The organism is Helicobacter sp. 11S02629-2, from assembly GCF_002272875.1.
GTDB lineage: Bacteria > Campylobacterota > Campylobacteria > Campylobacterales > Helicobacteraceae > Helicobacter_I.
In genome coordinates, this window is the sequence record NZ_MLAN01000001.1 from 1 (window position 1) to 17,653 (window position 17,653).

Here is a 17,653-nt window from a genome sequence, read left to right on the forward strand (position 1 = left end):
CAGATTTAATATCTTCAGATTGAGATATTACTTCATTAGTCTTATTAGATACATTTTGCATAGACTGAGTTATCTCTTCTATAGCAGTAGCAGATTGTTCTAAAGAAGAAGCTTGTGCATTAGAGCTTTGTGATAGGTTTTTGATAGAGCCTTGTAAGGTTTCACACTCTTTAAAAAGATTATTAGCAACATCAAGCTGACCTTTTAGCATATTAGCTATCTCATCTCCTATGTTATTGGCATAAGATTCTATAGCACCCATTGCATTAGGTACTCTTTTTGTAAAGTCTAGTTTCTTGTAAGAGTCAAATACACTAAGTAAGATATTTAAATCTGGACCAACGCCATTTCTTAGTATGTCTAAAAGACCATTTATCGCATCTCTTAGCTGCATAAGCTGAGGGTTTTTTGAAGAGTTAAGTATAGTTCTATCTGCTTTTCTAGCTTCTGCTGTATGCTTAACTACATCTAGACCTTCTTGTACTAATACTCTATCATCTTCTAAAGATTTAGCAGTTTGTTCTATATTTGTGTTTATAAGCCTTGCCATGTTGCCAAACTCATCTTTTGAGTTGATGTTTATTAACTGATGTTCTTTTGTCTCGAAGTTTATAAAGCTAAAGAAGTTTACGATTCCTCTTTGGATTTTGGCTAGTTTTGTGACTATATCTCTAAACATAAAGACAAAAATTACAATCATTATGATGATAACTATGATGGCAAAGATGATGTTTGCTATGAAGTTAAACTCATATAAAGATCTGTTGTTATCGTTGTTTGCATTTACATTTTGTATCTTTAAAGTAAGGATAGACTTAAAGTCTTTAGTTAGAGTTTCTGTTATCTCATAAAGCTCAGCTATATCACTAGTATCTAGCTTTGATATGTCTTTGCTTAAGTCTAGCTTTGCATTTATCATATTATTTATTTGTGCATTAGCAGTTTTGATATCTCCTGCTATTTTATCTGCATAGCTTTTTTCACTAGGGTCAGTTACTGTGGCATAGTAGCTAGTCCAATCTTGGCTTATAGAGTTTTCTAGATTCTGAATAGTATTAGCTGCCTCTTTAGGAGTGATTAGATTAATAGTAGCTTTAACTATAGTGTCAATAATAGATACTGAGTAAGTATTACTTACCTTTTGAAGTGTAAGATAGGGAACAACTTGTGTTTTATAAGTAAGATCAGTTCTTAAGTTAATGTCTCTTAGAGCCTTCATGCTAAAGAATGCAACAAGGATAATGCCTATCATATATACTATAATTAGCAGCATCAGTTTCATTTTGGTGGTCATTATATTTCCTTAATGTTTGTTAGTAGTGTTTAAGTGCACGTTTTATTAACTCCTATTTTACTAAGAAAATAAAAGAAAATTCAACTAATTTGAAAAATGTATAAAGACTTATTGTCTACTAGCTAGTTTTATCTAGTGTTTATGGTTGTTTTTGTCTTTACTTTTAAGTATGGGATTGGTCATTATTACTTTTGGATTATATTACTTACCACTTTAGGAAAAGGGACTAAATGTATAGGGTAGCTATAGTATTTATTGGTTTATGTGCATTGTTGATGGCAGATTCTTTTGATAACCAAGCCTTAGAAGATATGAAAAACTATAAGGCAGAATCTAAAGCAAGAGAGGCAGCTAAAAATCCTGCTAAAGAAGACGCCAAAAAGCCTCCTAAAAGTACTTCTAAATTTAAGCAGTTTTTTTTAGAGCCTAGCTCAGTTTTTAGGCAGCAAAGCCATAAAGAAGAAGAAGCTAAAGACCAAAAAACTAAGCAAGAAGACAAAAAAGACCAACTCCTAACTCCCACAAACTCCTCCCAAGCACAAAGTTTACAATCTACTCCTCCCCCAGCTACAACTCCAAGCCAAGATATAAAAAAAGATTCTAAGCCTTTAAGTAAGTATAGAGAGTATGTCAAAAGAAAAGAATCTCAAACCATCTTTACTATAGGCTCTGTTTCTATAGAGGAGTTAAATGGCAACTACATCATGCCAGTTTATTACAACTTCTTACCGCAGTATGCTAGGTACTTGCAGCAAAATGAAGCTAAGATCCAGCTTAGCTTTAAAGTCGCCACTACTAGGAACTTTTTATGGACTGGAGGGACTTTATACTTTAACTATACTCAGAAGTTTTTCTTCCAGTTTTATAACTTTAGGCAAAGCTCGCCCATTAGAGATATAAACTTTCAGCCAGAGTTAATGTATAACTACCCACTTGATATTAAGTTCTTAGGTGGGACTTTTTCAGGCACTGGTATATCACTAACCCACCTTTCTAATGGCGAAGGTAAGGGTTATAGGACTCAAAGTGGTGCAGTTATAGGCTTTGAACGTGCTTTTAGTGACCCTGCACCAACTGGGGCAGATGTCATAGGCACAGCCTCAAAGAGTTCTAATAGAGTAGTCTTACATGGAATCTGGCACACTGATAACCTTAGAGTAGAACTAAAAGCTTGGGCACCACTTGGGCAAAGACGCACTAATCCAGATCTTTATGACTACTTAGGCTATGGGCAGCTAGACCTTGCTTATAGACATAAACGCAACATCTTTGAAGCCACTCTCACAGGCCTTGGTGCTAAGAGGGCAAACTATCTAGGTTCACTACAGCTTGCTTATACTTATAAAGTTAATGCAAGGGCTGGTATTTATATACAGTACCATTATGGTTATATGGATAGCTTGTATGAATATAACTTTTTGGTTAATCGCGTAGGCATAGGCTTTAGATTCATAAAATAGAAGGCTAGGGGGAAAAGGCATGAAAATCTTTGTAAGTGCTTTAGAGCCAAGCTCTAATCTACACTTAAGGAATCTTAAAGCTAAGCTTTTAGAGTTAGATTCAAGTGTAGAGTTTATAGGTGTTTGTGATAGTGACTTAGGACAAAGTCTTTTTAAAGTGAGTGAGTTTTCTATCATGGGCTTTAGTGATGTTTTTAAAAGACTAAAGTTTTTAAAGCAGGCTATGGATGTACTAGCTAAAGAGGCTTTGAAGTGCGATAAGATTTTGATGCTTGATAGCTCTTCGTTTCATATGAGACTGGCAAAAAAGATTCTATCCATCAAGCCAGATGCTAAGATTATGTACTATATCTTACCTCAGCTTTGGGCGTGGAAGCCTTGGAGGGCAAGAGAGCTTTTAAAAAACTTTACTAAGCTAGCTTATATCTTGCCCTTTGAAGGCAGCTTTTATGACTACTCTCCAAAGGCACGTTTTGTCGGTCACCCCTTGCTTGATATAAAAGACTATAACTCTAAAGAAGGCTTTGCTAACTTAGAATCTAATGTCTTTGTTTTTATGCCGGGTTCTAGGAAGTCTGAGATAAAAGCACATATGGGTGTTTTTAAAGAGGTGGCTTTAAGGCTAAAAGAGCGTCATAGTAACGCAGAACTAAGGCTAATCTTGCCTGCTAAGTTTATAAGCCAAGATGTTAGCACACTCTATGGTGATATAGATATCTTTACTAAGTTTTATGACACTGCAAGTGGACTAAAAGGGGCAAGCTTTTGTGTTGTGTGCTCTGGGACTGCGACGCTAGAGTGTGCGTTGATGCAGATTCCATTTTTACTAGTTTATAAGACTAAGTGGCTTGATTACTTCATTATTAGAAGCCTTGTTAATATAAAATATGCCGGCCTTGCTAATATCTTCTATCAAGCCTTACTAGGTGAAGCACCCGGGCGAGGAAAAAGTGTCTTACATGATGAGATAGTACAGTTTGGTTTTAATGCTACTAATATCTTGCAAAAGATAGATTCCTTTGACTATAAGCGCTACTTTGAAGGAGTTGCACTTTTAAAAGACTACTTAAAAGAAGGCAGCTCTAAAAATGTAGCTACTTGGCTACTAGAAGACTAAGCCTTAGAATCTAGACTAGATTCTAAAAGCTCTTTTATATATCTTCTGTCACGCTTGTGCCATGTCTTCATGTGGTTTAGTATATGAGGGCTAGTTTTTTCTACTCTAGCTAGTAAAAAGCTAGGACTTGCTTTTAGATAGTCACTTAGATGTATATAGTCTTTAAAAGGTCTCCCATCTATAAAGTAGTTTCTTTTTACTAAGCCAAAGTGTAGCCAGAAGATTCCAAGTGCTTTGATGATGGTGTTAGTATCAGTTGGCATTACTTCATAAGCAGCATTTGGTGCCATAGTGTATAGGTTATCTTTACTTACTTCTAGCAGTAAAAGCTCGCTTCCATTATAGGTTGGATATTCATTATTACTTAGAGGGACTAGGCACTTACTTAGCATGTTTTGCTGGTTTAAGTCCTTGCTAAAAAGGGCAAGTTTTAGTTTGGTGATATCTAGGTTTTTTAAAACTCCATTTTTAAAAGGCCCTGAAAAACTCCCAAGTGCATACTTTTCTTGTGCTTCTTTATCATTATAGTTTTTATAGATAGCTTTAAACTGTGCTTTACTTAAGCCTATATTTATCCCACCCATGGCAAAGGCGGCATTTTTGTAAGCTAGGTAGTTAGATAAGAATGTATCTTCAAGACTATCTTCAAGACTGTTTTCAAGATGATTTTTAAGATTATCTTTTGGGGTTAGGTTAAAAAGATTAGCTAGTAGTTTATCTATCATGGAAGGTTTAAAAAGGGGTTTTGTCTTGGGGTTAGGCTGCTTTTTAAAGTTAGCAGTTAGTTTTATGGCTTCTTTTAGCTTTATACATTTACTAGTTAGATAGATCTGGTCTGCATCTACTTTCATATAGTGGCTATATTTTATACGCACCATACCGTGGTTATAAAAGTGGGCTAAGGAGTGGATAGATTCTGAAGGGATGGTGCCTTTAAAGTTTTTTAGTATCTCTTTTGTCTTTTCATCTAGTCTTATATGTGAAGAGTGGGCAGGTAAGATGCTAGGTGTGTAGTAGATTAGATTAATCTTATCTTTATAGATATCTTTTAGCTTTAAGGCTAGCTGATAGGTTTTATCATCGCTTGGCTGGACTGAGAGGACTAGCTCATCTAAAGCTGGCATGACTGAGTGTATACTTGCTTCTAAGGTAGCTTCTTCGTTTTTAGCCCTCATATGTCCACTTAGCCCAGTAGGGCGCTTTGTGTCTAGGGCATCTACTTCTTCTTGTGTGATGGCAAAAGGAGAGGTGCTTTCTAGGGTATAAAACTTTTTATCTTTAAAGTCTTTTGTTTTAGCACTAGCTATTTGGAGACTTTTAATTAAGTATCTCATGCAAAAAACCTACATATAAAACTGATATTTTTTAATCTTTTTAAGATAAGGACTTGTAAAAGGGATGTTGAACCCCCCCCCCCCCCATATTTTGAAGTGTGAGGTCATAAAAACTAAGACTTTGTAAGAGGGCAAACACTCTAGCAAGCAAGGTGCTTTTTGTATGCATTAAAAGCAAGGTCATCCTTTTGTCAAGATTTTGTTAAGAAGGATTGTAGCTTAATTTAAAAGGGGGAGTTAGTGTGAAAAGTAGCTACTAGATGATATAGCATCATCTAGCTTATATGTGAAGAGTGTAAGGTTATATAGCCATTAAGCCATTAAAGTCATTTTCTACGCCCATAGCATCTAGCATGCCAGAGATTTCACCTCTGTGGTGGGTAGCGTGATTAAGCACAGCTAGCATGACTTGGTATCTAGGCTTAATTATGTCTCTATTAGGAGTTTTTAGGTTGTACTCAGTGTAAAACTCATCAATTGATTCTATAACTTCTATTATCATATCACTTGTAGCAGCCCTTGCTTTTTTGTAAGCATCAAAATCATTGGCTATTTCATCTTTTAAACTCATATCTTCTTTTAGATAGTCTAGTTTTTTTACGCCTTTGCCAAAAGTGCTAAATTTAGTGCCATACATTATAAGGTCTGCATTTAAGATGTGGTTTATAGTGCCTTGTAAGCTTTTAAAGTAAAGGCCTCTATCTTTAGTTAGGTCTTCTTTGCTAAGTTTTGATAGTATATTAGCTACATCTTCATTAGCTATCTTGTTGAACTTAGCCATAAGTTTTAGGGTGTCTTTTACGCCTTGATTTTTCATTTTATTCCTTTTTGATTTTGGGTTAAGAAAGTATTTTAGTACTAAAATTTAAATTATCTAGCTTATCTAGCCTAAGAAGATTATCTAGCTCCTCCACCCATAAAGTGAAGTAACTCTAAAGTATCTTTTTCTTTTAATGGAGTATCTCCCCATTTTTCTTTTTTTACTATCTCAGTATTTAGGGAGATAGCTACGACTTGCTCTTCTATGTTTAAGGTTTTTAGTAGTTTTGAGATATCCAAGTTAGCTTCTTTAAAGCTTAGCTCTTTGCCATTTATAGTTAGTTTCATTTTGATTCCTACTCTCAAAGTAAAGTGTATAAGTTTTATTATAATTGAAAAAAACATATAGGTTGATATATGCATTTTGTAGAGGACTTTTATATAAAAAAAGATGCTATTTTTATAGCAGATTCTCACTTTAAGATGGGTGAGATGGCTAGATTTATGGCTTTAAGTGCTATAAAAGATACTCAGGTATTTTTGATGGGGGATATCTTTCATGTCTTAATGGGGAATCTAAAACAAAGCATAAAAGAAAACCTAAGTCTACTACATATCTTAAAAGAGCTATCTTTGAAAAATGAAGTCTATTATCTAGCTGGTAATCACGATATGCATTTGAAATGCATAGAAGAGCTTTCAAATATAAGGCTTTTCTCCCATGCAAGCCAGCCTCTTGTGCTTAAAGACTACAAAGGTGATATTTGCATACTAGCCCATGGTGACTTGTGGATTAATAAAGGCTATGATTTGTATGCGTGGGCTATGAGTAGTGTAATAAGTGGGTACTGCCTAGGATTTTTAGATAAAATCACTCTTGGAAAGCTTTATAAAAGGATAAGGAAGAAAGTCTATCTTAAGCCCATTATCAGAATGCCTTTTAGTGAAGAAAGGCTAAAAAGCTTTGCTAGATATAGGGTAGAACTTTATAAAAAGAGGATTTTTAGCATGGTTTTAAAGCACTACTTAGCACCTAAGGATTCTAAGTTTTGCATCATAGAAGGACACTTTCATCTAAATAGAATCTACAACTTTGACAATGTCAAATATGTAGGCTTAGATGCATTTTACTTTGAAGGGGAACCTTTTGCCTATAACTAAGAAAAGAGACTGTGTATGGAAAAAAGTATAAAAACAAAAAACTTGGTTAATGAGATAGAGCTTGTAGACTTTCGGATAAATGAAAAGCTAGAAGATGGTGAAGTCTATGAAGGCATATATGGTATTAATGTAACTAAAGTTCAAGAGATAATCCAAGTGCCTGAAGTCTTTGAGCTGCCTGCAAGCCCAGACTATATACTAGGAGTTTTTGACCTACGTGGCACTGTCATGCCTTTAGTTGATCTTGCTACTTGGCTTGGAATCAAAGCTAGGGAGCTAGATGTCCCTTTGCATAAAAAAAGAGTGATAATTGCTGAGTTTAATAACTTACAACTTGGCTTTGTTGTCCATGAAGCTAAGCTGATACGACGCATAAGCTGGAGTAATGTAGAGCCAGCTAGCTTTAGTAGTAGTGATGCTATAGGTAAAGAAAGAGTTACTGCTGTCACTAGGATAGAAGATGGAAGGACTATGCTTATACTCGATTTAGAAAAAGTTTTAAGCGATTTAGACTTTTATAAAGATGTCATCTCTAAGCCAGAAGGTGAGGAGAAGAAAAGATTTAGCGGGACTGTTTTAGTAGTTGATGATAGCACTATAGCTAGAACCCTTATTAAAAAAAGCCTTAAAGGCATGGGCTTTAATGTAGTAGAGGCAAAAGATGGAGAAGCTGGGCTTAATGCCTTAGAGACCATAGCAAAAGAGCATCCAAACGACTTACATAGCTTTTTAAAGCTTATAGTTTCAGATGTTGAGATGCCGCGCATGGATGGCTTTCACTTTGCACAAAAGATAAAAGATAACCCTATACTAGCAAGTATCCCCTTAATCTTTAGCTCATCAATCTGTGATAAGTATAGTCAGCAAAGAGGCTTAGATATAGGTGCAGATGCTTACATAGTTAAGTTTAATGAAGATGTCTTTATCGAAGAGATAGCAAAAATTATGGAATAGTAAAAGTATTTTAAACTTTTGCTTAGAATCTAAGATTACACTTGCAAGTGTGATATACTAAAAAACTGTTATTTTTAATGAAAAAGAGGTGCTTAATATGGATGAAATGCAAGAGATAATGGAAGACTTTCTAATCGAAGCATTTGAAATGATAGAACAACTAGATCAAGATTTGGTTGAGCTTGAAAACAATCCTGAAGATTTAGACTTGCTTAATCGTATCTTTAGAGTAGCCCACACTATAAAAGGCTCTAGCTCTTTTTTAAACTTTGATATCTTAACTTTTCTAACTCACAACATGGAAGAAGTGCTTAATAAAGCTAGAAAAGGTGAGTTGAAAATCACCTCTGATGTTATGGATGTCGTCTTAGAATCTGTAGACTTGATAAAAGCTTTGCTTGTGGCTATAAGAAATGATGGCACAGATGCTAATAGTGGCATAGATGTTAGTGGCTGTGTAAGTCGTTTACAAGCTATATCAAAAGGCGATGAGTCTATAAGTCCAAAAGGCACTAAGGCACAAAATAGTGCTGATACGCAAAAAAGCAAAGATTTACAAAAAGATTCTAAAACTTTAGAAGTTGCAAGCAACACAGCAAGCCCTGCAGAGCAAAAAGTGCAAGAGAATGCAAGTAGTACTCCTTCTAGTGAAGAAGAAAAAGACTACAGCAAGATGAGTGATGCAGAAGTAGAAGCAGAGATAGCTAGACTTCTTAGCCAGAGGCAAGAAGAAGATAGAAAGCTTAGAGAAGAGCAAAAAAAGAAAGGCATAGTCTTAGATATACAAGCACCAAAAGATGTAGACGCTGAACCTAAGCCTCCTAAAAGTGAGGCTAGTAAGACTGAGATACCTAAAAGCTATGCGTCTAAAGATGAAGCTAAGCATAGTGATCATGATATCCATCATAAAGTGTTAAGTGCAGGCATGGGCTTAGATTCTAAGTCCAGCAAAGATGGTAAGTCTCCTTCAGTCGCAGTTGAGCCTACTGTAAGAGTAGATGTTAAAAGACTAGATCACTTAATGAACCTAATAGGAGAGCTAGTTTTAGGCAAAAATAGGCTTATTAGGATTTATGGTGATGTTGAAGAAAGATATGAGGGTGAGCGCTTTTTAGAAGAGCTTAATCAAGTAGTGTCTTCTATAAGCACAGTTACTACTGACTTGCAACTTGCTGTTATGAAGACTAGGATGCTTCCAGTTGGAAAAGTTTTTAATAGATTCCCTCGTATGGTTAGAGACCTAAGCCGCGAGCTAGGAAAAAACATAGAACTAGATATAAGTGGAGAAGAAACTGAGCTTGATAAATCCATAGTTGAAGAGATAGGCGACCCGCTAATCCACATCATAAGAAACTCCTGTGATCATGGTATAGAAAGGCCAGAAGATAGGTTAGCTGCAGGTAAAAGTGAAGTTGGTAAGATAGACCTAAAAGCCTATAATGAAGGTAACCACATAGTCATAGAGATAAAAGATGACGGTAAGGGACTAGATGCTGAAATGCTAAGAAGAAAAGCTGTTGAAAAAGGTCTTATGTCGCAAAAAGATGCAGATAGCATGACTGATAAAGAAGCCTATGCGATAATCTTTAAGCCGGGCTTTTCTACTGCAACTACCATTACTAATGTAAGTGGTAGAGGGGTTGGCATGGATGTAGTTAAGACTAATGTTGAAAGACTAAATGGTCTTATAGAAATAGATTCTGAAAAAGGCATCGGAACTACTTTAAAGCTAAAGATCCCTCTAACTCTAGCCATCATGCAAGCTCTTTTAGTAGGTGCACAAGAAGAGTATTACGCCATACCGCTTAGCTCAGTGCTTGAGACTGTAAGAGTAGGGCAAGATGAGATTTACACAGTTGATGGTAAGTCTGTTTTAAGACTTAGAGATGAGGTCTTAAGCTTAGTAAGATTAGCTGATATCTTTAAAATAGATTCTATATTAGGCAATATTAGTGAGGTCTATGTAGTCATTATAGGCTTAGCTGAACAAAAAATAGGCGTTATAGTAGACTATCTAATAGGGCAAGAAGAAGTAGTTATAAAGTCGCTTGGCTACTATCTAAAAGGCACTGAAGGCATAGCTGGGGCGACAGTTAGAGGAGATGGCAAGATAACTCTTATAGCAGATGTTGCAGCTATGATGGATATGGCAAAACATGTAAAAGTAAGCGTTAATAATCTTATCTCTGAGGCTTCAAACTCTAAAGTAAAAAGTGCACCAAGTGACTATATAGTACTAGCAATTGATGATAGCACTACTGATAGGGCTATAATGAAAAAGTGCTTAAAACCACTAGGAGTTACAGTCTTAGAAGCGACTAATGGCCTTGAAGCCTTAGACCTACTAAAAAATGGTGATAAGCAAATAGATGCAGTCTTAGTGGATATAGAAATGCCACGCATGGATGGCTATACTTTTGCCTCTGAAGTAAGAAAGTATAATAAGTTCAAAAACCTCCCTCTTATAGCAGTTACAAGTAGGACTTCAAAAACTGATAGGATGAGAGGGGTTGAAAGTGGTATGACTGAGTATATAACTAAGCCATATACACCAGAGTATCTATTAAACGTAGTAAAACGTAATATAAATCTACCAAGTAGCTAGGAGTTAAAATAATGACTGATAATAATGCACTAAAAGATGTATTTACCAAGCAGAGGGAAAGTGCTGAAGGTAGCAACAGGGTCGAAACTGAAAACGTAGTCCAAGTGATAGGATTTATCATAGGTAGTGAAGAGTTTGCAGTGCCTATCTTAAATGTTAGAGAGATAGTAAAGCCTATAGAGTATACACGTGTTCCCGGTACGCCTGATTACGTACTGGGTGTTTTTAACCTTAGAGGCAACGTTTTTCCTTTGATTAATCTAAGGATGAAGTTTGGCATACCTGCTATAAAACAAGACCAAGATACTAGATACCTAGTAGTTAACCATAATGATGATATAGCTGGCTTTGTTATAGATAAGCTTACAGAAGCTATAAGGATAGATGAAAGCGATATAGATTCCATCCCTGATACTTTAAATGAGCAAGATAACTTAATGTATGGTATAGGTAAGAGGGAAGATAGACTTATAACTATCTTAAAAGTTGATAGCCTTTTAAAAAGAACTTTTTGATATTTTTTATTAAGAAGTAGATAAAAGTATGATAGAAAAAAGCACTAAGATAAAAGCTAGTATAGTTGGGTCTACTGGCTATGTTGGATTAGAGTTAGTTCGCCTTTTAAGTACTCACCCTAACGTAGAGCTAGTGCGTCTTATAAGTCAAAGCTATGATAAAAAGCCTTTAGGTGATGTTTATGGAAGTTTTTTCCATACAGACTATATCTGCTCAAGTGAAGATTTAGAAGAGTTAAGCCACTTAAGTGATGTTATCTTTTTAGCTTTGCCTCATGGAATCTCAAGTGCTAAAGTAAACGCTGAAATCCTTTCTAGATGTAAGATTATAGACATGGGGGCTGACTTTAGACTAAGTGATGTTAAAGTCTATGAAGAGTGGTACTGCGAACACCACGCAAAAGATTTGCTAAAAGAAGCAGTTTATGGACTTTGTGAGCTTAATAGAGCTAATATCAAATCAGCTAGATTACTAGCAAATCCGGGCTGCTATACAACTTCAAGCATACTTCCTTTATATCCGCTTTTAAAAGATGGTCTTATAGAATCTAGTGGCATCATTATAGATTCTAAGTCTGGTTTTAGTGGGGCAGGTAGAAGTGCAAATGCTGATAGTGTCTTTAGTGAGGTTAATGAAAACTTTAAAGCCTATAAGCTTGCAAGCCATCGCCACACTCCAGAGATAGAAGAACACTTAAGCATGGCACATGGCACAGCATTAAAAGTGCTTTTTACTCCTCACTTAGTACCTATGCAAAGAGGTATCTTAAGTGTTATGTACGCTAAGCCTTTATCTGGAGTGAGTTTAGATTCTATAAAAGAAACCTATGATATTTACTACGGATTAGAGCGTTTTATAAGACTACTTGATACTCCTCCAGAGACTAGATGGGTTAAGGGGACTAACTACTGTGATATCTATGTGACACTAGATTCTAGGACTAATACTCTTGTAATAGTTAGTGCTATAGATAACTTAATGAAAGGTGCTGCCTCCCAAGCCCTGCAAAATCTAAACATTATGTTTGGCTTTGAAGAAAGCACAGGCTTACCACTTATAGCCCAACTGCCTTAAATTTTAAGTAGCACTACTTACTATTTTTAACGCTATGTGTTTGGGCTGTGCTTATCTTTTTTGCACAAATCTTGCTTACGCAAATCCTTCTTTCACAAATCTTTTTTGCACAAAGAACTTAAAACTTATATATTTTAATGAGCCATATTTTAGATTCTATAAAAACTGATGGCTTACATACAGTTATAGAATCTTTTTTTAACCTTTTGTCTTCTTAGAAAGTAACATCTAGGCACGTAAGGATTACATTTTGTAATATCACTAGTCTAAGCTTTTTTGAAGGGCACAAAAAGCAAGACTTGGAGAATCTGGCATTTTGATAAGTGATTTAGGCTTACTTGCAAGATACTTTAAGCAAAAAATCCATTTAAAAATAGCTATAATCAAGCTTGTATCGCTATAAAATCAAAGGACGATAATGCAAAAAGATATCATTAATGGCTCCTCTATGTTAGTAGAGGCCTTGCACAAAGAAGGAGTAAAAGTAGTATTTGGCTATCCCGGTGGGGCTGTTTTGAATGTCTATGATGAGATCTATAAGCAGACTTATTTTAGACATATACTAGCACGCCATGAGCAAGGTGCCATACATGCTGCTGATGGCTATGCTAGGGCTAGTGGTGAAGTAGGTGTGGCTATCATCACTAGTGGGCCGGGTTTTACTAATGCTATAACTGGTATCGCTACTGCATATACAGATTCCATCCCTTTAGTGGTTATTAGCGGGCAAGTGCCTATAACGCAGATAGGGACTGATGCTTTTCAAGAGATAGATGCAGTTGGTATCTCTCGCCCTTGCACTAAGCACAACTATCTCGTAAAAGATATACATGACTTCCCTCGCATACTAAAAGAAGCCTTTTACATAGCACGTACTGGGAGGCCGGGTCCTGTGCTTATAGACTTCCCAAAAGATATAAGTGCAGCAAAAGCACCTTTTGTCTATCCTGATGAGATAAATATACCAAGCTATAAGCCAACTACTAAGGGCAACTCAAGGCAGATAAAAAAGCTAGCTAACTTAATCATGGAATCTAAAGCGCCCCTTGCTTACATAGGTGGTGGGGCAGTTAGTAGTGATGCATATGATGAGATAAAGGCTTTTTTAACCCTAACTAAGATGCCTAGCGTTGAAACTCTTATGGGAAGGGGCGTTGCGCAAAATGACCCTAACTTCTTAGGCATGCTAGGGATGCATGGAACTTACGCGGCTAATATGGCAGTAAGTGAGTGCGACTTACTTATATCTCTTGGGGCTAGGTTTGATGATAGGGTAACTGGCAAGGTAAGTGAGTTTGCTAAGTTTGCAAAGATCGCCCATATAGATGTCGACCCAAGTTCAATTGGCAAGATTATAGATGTTAAGTACCCAATAGTAGGCGACTTAAAGTTAGTCTTACAAGAGCTTAATAAAGAGCTTAGAATCCTAATTGGCGAGGCTTATATAGACCAAAGCAAAGAAGAAGTCAAGTCTTTTATAGAGCAAGAAAGCTTTTTAGCAAAGCTTACTAAGTGGAAGCAGCTTCACCCTTTAAAGTATGTAGATAGTGATGAAGTACTAAAGCCTCAGTGGGTTATAGAAGAGCTAGGACGCACTTTAGGAAGCAAGGCAGTTATCGTAACTGATGTAGGGCAACATCAGATGTGGACAGCACAGTTTTACCCACTAGATTCTAAAAGGCAGTTTATAACTAGTGGAGGACTAGGGACTATGGGCTATGGCTTGCCCGCTGCTATGGGTGCTGCAGTAGCACTAGAAGGGAGTGATAAGATAGTAGTTAGTATAAGTGGTGATGGTGGCGTGCTTATGAACATCCAAGAGCTTATGACTTTAAAAGAATCAGGTATAAAGTGCATAAACATAGTGCTTAATAATGGCTACTTAGGTATGGTTAGGCAGTGGCAGGAGATCTTTTATGAAAATAGGCTTTCAAGTGTTACTTTAACCCAGCCAGATTTTATGATGTTAACTAGGGCATTTGGGCTTTTAGGTCTAAGTGCTAGCACTAAAGCTGGCTTTAAAGAGGCATTACAAGAAGCTATAGAATCTAAAGAAGCAAGCCTTATAAACGTAGCTATAGCACCTTTAGAGCAGGTTTTACCTATGGTTCCGGGTGGGAATCCACTTTATAAGATGATACTTGAGTAAGGAAAGATAATGCAAAAAAGAGTTATTTCAATAACAGTTTTAAATGAGCACAGTGTCCTAGCTAGAATCTCAGGGCTTTTTGCAGGCAGGGGTTATAACATAGAAAGCCTTACAGTTGCCCCTCTTATGGATAGCAATCTTTCTTATGTAAGTATCTCTACGCGTGGTGATGAAAAAGTCTTAGAGCAAATCATAAAGCAACTTCACAAGCTTATACCAGTAGTAAGTGTTGGAGAGTGCGAGGATGTGATAACTGAAGAGCTGGCACTTTTAAAGTTTGAGATAAATGAAAATTTAGAAACTATAAAGTCGCTAATCTCTTACTGCCATAACCATATAGTGAGTATGAACTCTCGCTACATAGTCTTTAGCGTATGTGACACACCTAAAAAGATAAGCGAGCTTAAAAACACACTTAAACAGTTTAATCCAAAAGATATGATACGAAGTGGTGTAGTTGTGATGGATAAAAGCTAGTTTGTATTAAAATTAGTATTTACAAAAGCAATCAAATTAATCACAAAGGTAGCAGAAAGTTTTGTCAGACTTAGAGAACAAAGAAGGAAAAGTAGACCGGCAAGTAAAAATAGATGGGGAAACAAAGGCAGGCGAAGAAGTAAAAAATAGCAAAAAGAGACTTATAAGACTTAGGGTTTTAGACTGGTGGAATAATAACTTTGAAGATAACTGTGCAGTTGATATCTTAAAAAGATTCTATGAAGTAGAAGAGTGTTTTGAGCCAGAAAAGTTAGACTTGCTAATCTGTTCTGTCTTTGGGGTAGAGCATCAAAGAGATGAGTATAGAGACGTCAAAAAGCTACTAGTTATAGGAGAGCATATAACACCAGACTTTAATGAGTTTGACTATGCTATAGGGTTTGACTACATAACTTTTGATAAGCGTTATGTGCAGTGCACTATATCGCTTTTAGGTGAGTCAGGCTTACTTGCTAATAAAAAGCATGAAGGCATAACAGAAGATATGTTTGATAGAAAATTTGCTTCTTTTGTAGTTAGTAACAAATGTGCTAATGAGCGAAACTCACTTTTTACTAATCTTTCAAAATACAAGCCCATCTTAAGTGGTGGAAAGTTTGCCAATAATCTTCCTAATAAAAAGCCAGTTGTTGATAAGATGGGCTTTTTAAAAGCTACTAAGTTTAATATAGCCTATGAAAACACTTCAGGACATGGCTATATAACTGAAAAGATAATCGATGCTTTTTCTGCTAAAACTGTCCCCATATACTGGGGTGATCCCTATATAGGGAAAGATGGTATCTATAATCCAAAGTCTTTTATAAACGCCCATGATTTTCAAAACGAAGCAAGCCTTATAGAGTATATAAAAGAAGTTGATAATAATAAAGATTTATATCTAAGCATGTTAAAAGAGCCAGCCTTTTTAGATCCTAACTATGTGATAAATAAGAAGCGTGAAGTAGAAGCATTTATATGTGGCATCATAGAAGAAGGTGAGGTCTACTTTAAGGACTGGTACAATGCACGTCAAGATTACTTCTTAAAAAATTTAGTAGATATAAGACTTTCTGAGTATAACAACTTTGTGGAATATAGAAGGCTTATAAATGGCTATGAGAAGTTAAAACAAAACAAAAAAGCCTTTATGTTATTTAATATGGCTTTTAACTCTACTAGGGTTTTATATAGAGGTGCTAGCAAAGTAAAAAGGCTATTTTTCGGGGGGGGGGGGGGGGAGATAAGTCACAAAAAGATGATATTAACTACCTTGCAAATAGATTCTATGCAAATAGATTCTATAAATCTTGACTTTTTTTAATATCTACCATGCCTTGATATCTCCTATATCTTATTCAAGCTTAAAGACTTTTGTTTAATGGCTTAAAAAGTAATGCCGCCCAAAGTAGAATCTTAATTCTAAGAGGCTAAAAGCTTAGTGAAGCAAGTCTAACGCTTAAGTGATGTTTGCGTCAATGTAGCAAATATACTTTTATATTCCACATTCTAACTCTACGTTATTGATACAAACTATTTTTATTATTATAAAAAGTGTATTTATTTCTCTTATGTTTACTTTTATGTATCAAATCTTGACATTTTTATATCCATTTGGGTTTAGTTCAACTAAGATTGAAGCACAAAAACTTGTAAAGGAGCTTTAATATGAAACTAAAAACCCTAGTGCTAACCTTTAGTATCCTTGCTTGTAGTGGAGCTTATGCCCTAACTCCAAGCGTAGTTAAAGAAAAACAAGCAACTGGCATAAACCTTCCTGCTGCAGAGTGGAAAGTACCAGATGCTATAAATAAAGATGATGGAAGCATAGATGCTTCAAAGCTTCCTAAGTCTCCTTATACAGAGGCAGTCATCTTAGGCTCTAAAATCATGAATGAAACTCATAACTTTATAGGACCAGATGCAAAAGATAAAAGCAAACGTTTTGCGGGTAATCACCTTTCATGCTCAAGTTGCCACGCCCTTGGGGGTACTGTAGCTGGACAGTCTGGCTTTGTTGGAATCTTGGGTCGTTTTCCTGCTTGGCAGGCTAGAAGCGATAAAGTCACAACCTTAGAAGATAGGATAAATGGCTGTATGGTAAGAAGTATGAATGGCAAAATGGTACCAGTAGATTCTAAAGAGATGAAGGCTATGATGGCTTATATGCACTTTTTAAGTCAAGGTATACCAGTTGGGGCTAAGGTAAAAGGGCAGGGCTTACCAAAGATAGGAAATCTTGATAGGGCAGCAGACCCTAAAAAAGGAAAAATTGTCTATGATAACTCTTGCTCTGCTTGTCATGGGATAAATGGAGAAGGTATAAAAAATGTAGCTTCTGCTAAAGGCGACTACTATACTTTTCCACCACTTTGGGGTAAGGATAGCTATAACACAGGAGCTGGGATGTATAGACTTAAAAAGTGTGCAGCCTATGTCAAGGCTAATATGCCTCAAGGTAATGCTACTTTAACTTTAGAAGAAAGCTATGATGTGTGTGCTTTTATAAACACCCAGCCAAGACCTATTTTTGCACATAGAGAAAAAGACTTTCCAGACTTAAGAGTTAAGCCACTAGATATGGACGTAGGGTCTTATGATGATAAATTTGATGTTAAACAACATAGATTTGGACCTTATGATGAGATGGTAAAACACTAAGTTTGCTAACAAATAGCGCTGCTTTTATTAAGTTAAGTGGTGCAACTTTAAAGTTTTAAAGTTGCACCCTTTATATACCAAAACTTATACTT

At 36.0% G+C, this 17,653-nt stretch carries 15 protein-coding genes; 11 read left to right on the plus strand and 4 right to left on the minus strand.

What is annotated here, in order from left to right; genetic code table 11:
* A partial coding sequence (locus tag BKH40_RS00005; protein WP_180675028.1) for an MCP four helix bundle domain-containing protein occupies window positions 1-1,294 on the minus strand: 1,294 nt, incomplete at its 3' end.
* A gap of 230 nt (window positions 1,295-1,524) precedes the next feature.
* Between BKH40_RS00005 and BKH40_RS00010 the strand changes: the two genes are divergently transcribed.
* Together BKH40_RS00010 and lpxB are read left to right on the plus strand one after the other, a co-directional pair.
* Entirely contained in the window at window positions 1,525-2,754 is a 1,230-nt protein-coding gene (locus BKH40_RS00010; protein ID WP_095275711.1) for a phospholipase A, read from the plus strand.
* A 19-nt stretch (window positions 2,755-2,773) separates the two neighbouring features.
* Window positions 2,774-3,871 carry a lipid-A-disaccharide synthase gene (gene lpxB / locus BKH40_RS00015; RefSeq protein ID WP_095275713.1) on the plus strand — a complete coding sequence of 366 codons (1,098 nt, stop codon included), beginning with the start codon at window positions 2,774-2,776 and terminating at the stop codon, window positions 3,869-3,871.
* On the opposite strand, the gene BKH40_RS00020 is transcribed toward lpxB, so the two are convergent.
* The 3 genes from BKH40_RS00020 to thiS all read right to left on the minus strand — a co-directional run bounded on the left by BKH40_RS00020 (window position 3,868) and on the right by thiS (window position 6,312).
* A complete protein-coding gene (locus tag BKH40_RS00020) occupies window positions 3,868-5,205 on the minus strand; it encodes a hypothetical protein (protein WP_095275714.1) in 1,338 nt (445 codons plus the stop codon). The genes lpxB and BKH40_RS00020 overlap by 4 nt on opposite strands.
* A 301-nt stretch (window positions 5,206-5,506) precedes the next feature.
* The gene (locus BKH40_RS00025) at window positions 5,507-6,022 is read right to left on the minus strand and encodes a DinB family protein (protein WP_095275716.1); all 516 of its coding nucleotides are present in this window, start codon (window positions 6,020-6,022) and stop codon (window positions 5,507-5,509) included.
* A gap of 80 nt (window positions 6,023-6,102) precedes the next feature.
* On the minus strand, window positions 6,103-6,312 hold the full coding sequence (gene thiS / locus BKH40_RS00030) for a sulfur carrier protein ThiS (RefSeq protein WP_095275717.1): 210 nt from the start codon (window positions 6,310-6,312) through the stop codon (window positions 6,103-6,105).
* 69 nt (window positions 6,313-6,381) lie between these two features.
* On the opposite strand from thiS, the gene BKH40_RS00035 reads away from it, so the two are divergent.
* The 9 genes from BKH40_RS00035 (at window position 6,382) to BKH40_RS00075 (ending at window position 17,561) form a co-directional block, all read left to right on the plus strand.
* Window positions 6,382-7,125: a metallophosphoesterase gene (locus BKH40_RS00035; protein WP_095275719.1), complete on the plus strand. Its 744-nt coding sequence runs from the start codon at window positions 6,382-6,384 to the stop codon at window positions 7,123-7,125.
* Between the two features lie 15 nt (window positions 7,126-7,140).
* Window positions 7,141-8,079, plus strand: coding sequence for a chemotaxis protein CheV (locus BKH40_RS00040; RefSeq protein ID WP_095275721.1), 939 nt, complete (start codon window positions 7,141-7,143; stop codon window positions 8,077-8,079).
* 97 nt (window positions 8,080-8,176) lie between these two features.
* Window positions 8,177-10,684, plus strand: a complete 2,508-nt coding sequence (locus BKH40_RS00045) for a chemotaxis protein CheW (RefSeq protein ID WP_095275723.1) — start codon at window positions 8,177-8,179, stop codon at window positions 10,682-10,684.
* 11 nt (window positions 10,685-10,695) lie between these two features.
* A complete protein-coding gene (locus tag BKH40_RS00050) occupies window positions 10,696-11,199 on the plus strand; it encodes a chemotaxis protein CheW (RefSeq protein ID WP_095275724.1) in 504 nt (167 codons plus the stop codon).
* Window positions 11,200-11,227: 28 nt separating this feature from the next.
* Window positions 11,228-12,274, plus strand: coding sequence for an N-acetyl-gamma-glutamyl-phosphate reductase (argC, locus tag BKH40_RS00055; RefSeq protein ID WP_095275726.1), 1,047 nt, complete (start codon window positions 11,228-11,230; stop codon window positions 12,272-12,274).
* A gap of 418 nt (window positions 12,275-12,692) precedes the next feature.
* Window positions 12,693-14,423: an acetolactate synthase large subunit gene (locus tag BKH40_RS00060; RefSeq protein WP_095275727.1), complete on the plus strand. Its 1,731-nt coding sequence runs from the start codon at window positions 12,693-12,695 to the stop codon at window positions 14,421-14,423.
* A gap of 9 nt (window positions 14,424-14,432) precedes the next feature.
* Window positions 14,433-14,900, plus strand: a complete 468-nt coding sequence (gene ilvN, locus BKH40_RS00065) for an acetolactate synthase small subunit (protein WP_095275728.1) — start codon at window positions 14,433-14,435, stop codon at window positions 14,898-14,900.
* A gap of 61 nt (window positions 14,901-14,961) precedes the next feature.
* A complete protein-coding gene (locus BKH40_RS00070; RefSeq protein ID WP_095275730.1) occupies window positions 14,962-16,224 on the plus strand; it encodes a glycosyltransferase family 10 in 1,263 nt (420 codons plus the stop codon).
* 344 nt (window positions 16,225-16,568) lie between these two features.
* Window positions 16,569-17,561, plus strand: coding sequence for a c-type cytochrome (locus BKH40_RS00075; protein ID WP_095275731.1), 993 nt, complete (start codon window positions 16,569-16,571; stop codon window positions 17,559-17,561).
* The last annotated feature ends 92 nt before the right edge of the window (window positions 17,562-17,653 follow it).

Coding starts and splice junctions, on each gene's coding strand:
- BKH40_RS00025 (WP_095275716.1), bottom strand. CDS start 6,022: ATGAAAAATCAAGGCGTAAAAGACACCCTAAAACTTATGGCTAAGTTC.
- thiS (WP_095275717.1), bottom strand. CDS start 6,312: ATGAAACTAACTATAAATGGCAAAGAGCTAAGCTTTAAAGAAGCTAAC.
- BKH40_RS00020 (WP_095275714.1), bottom strand. CDS start 5,205: ATGAGATACTTAATTAAAAGTCTCCAAATAGCTAGTGCTAAAACAAAA.
- BKH40_RS00040 (WP_095275721.1), top strand. CDS start 7,141: ATGGAAAAAAGTATAAAAACAAAAAACTTGGTTAATGAGATAGAGCTT.
- BKH40_RS00010 (WP_095275711.1), top strand. CDS start 1,525: ATGTATAGGGTAGCTATAGTATTTATTGGTTTATGTGCATTGTTGATG.
- BKH40_RS00075 (WP_095275731.1), top strand. CDS start 16,569: ATGAAACTAAAAACCCTAGTGCTAACCTTTAGTATCCTTGCTTGTAGT.
- BKH40_RS00050 (WP_095275724.1), top strand. CDS start 10,696: ATGACTGATAATAATGCACTAAAAGATGTATTTACCAAGCAGAGGGAA.
- lpxB (WP_095275713.1), top strand. CDS start 2,774: ATGAAAATCTTTGTAAGTGCTTTAGAGCCAAGCTCTAATCTACACTTA.
- BKH40_RS00060 (WP_095275727.1), top strand. CDS start 12,693: ATGCAAAAAGATATCATTAATGGCTCCTCTATGTTAGTAGAGGCCTTG.
- BKH40_RS00035 (WP_095275719.1), top strand. CDS start 6,382: ATGCATTTTGTAGAGGACTTTTATATAAAAAAAGATGCTATTTTTATA.
- BKH40_RS00045 (WP_095275723.1), top strand. CDS start 8,177: ATGGATGAAATGCAAGAGATAATGGAAGACTTTCTAATCGAAGCATTT.
- argC (WP_095275726.1), top strand. CDS start 11,228: ATGATAGAAAAAAGCACTAAGATAAAAGCTAGTATAGTTGGGTCTACT.
- ilvN (WP_095275728.1), top strand. CDS start 14,433: ATGCAAAAAAGAGTTATTTCAATAACAGTTTTAAATGAGCACAGTGTC.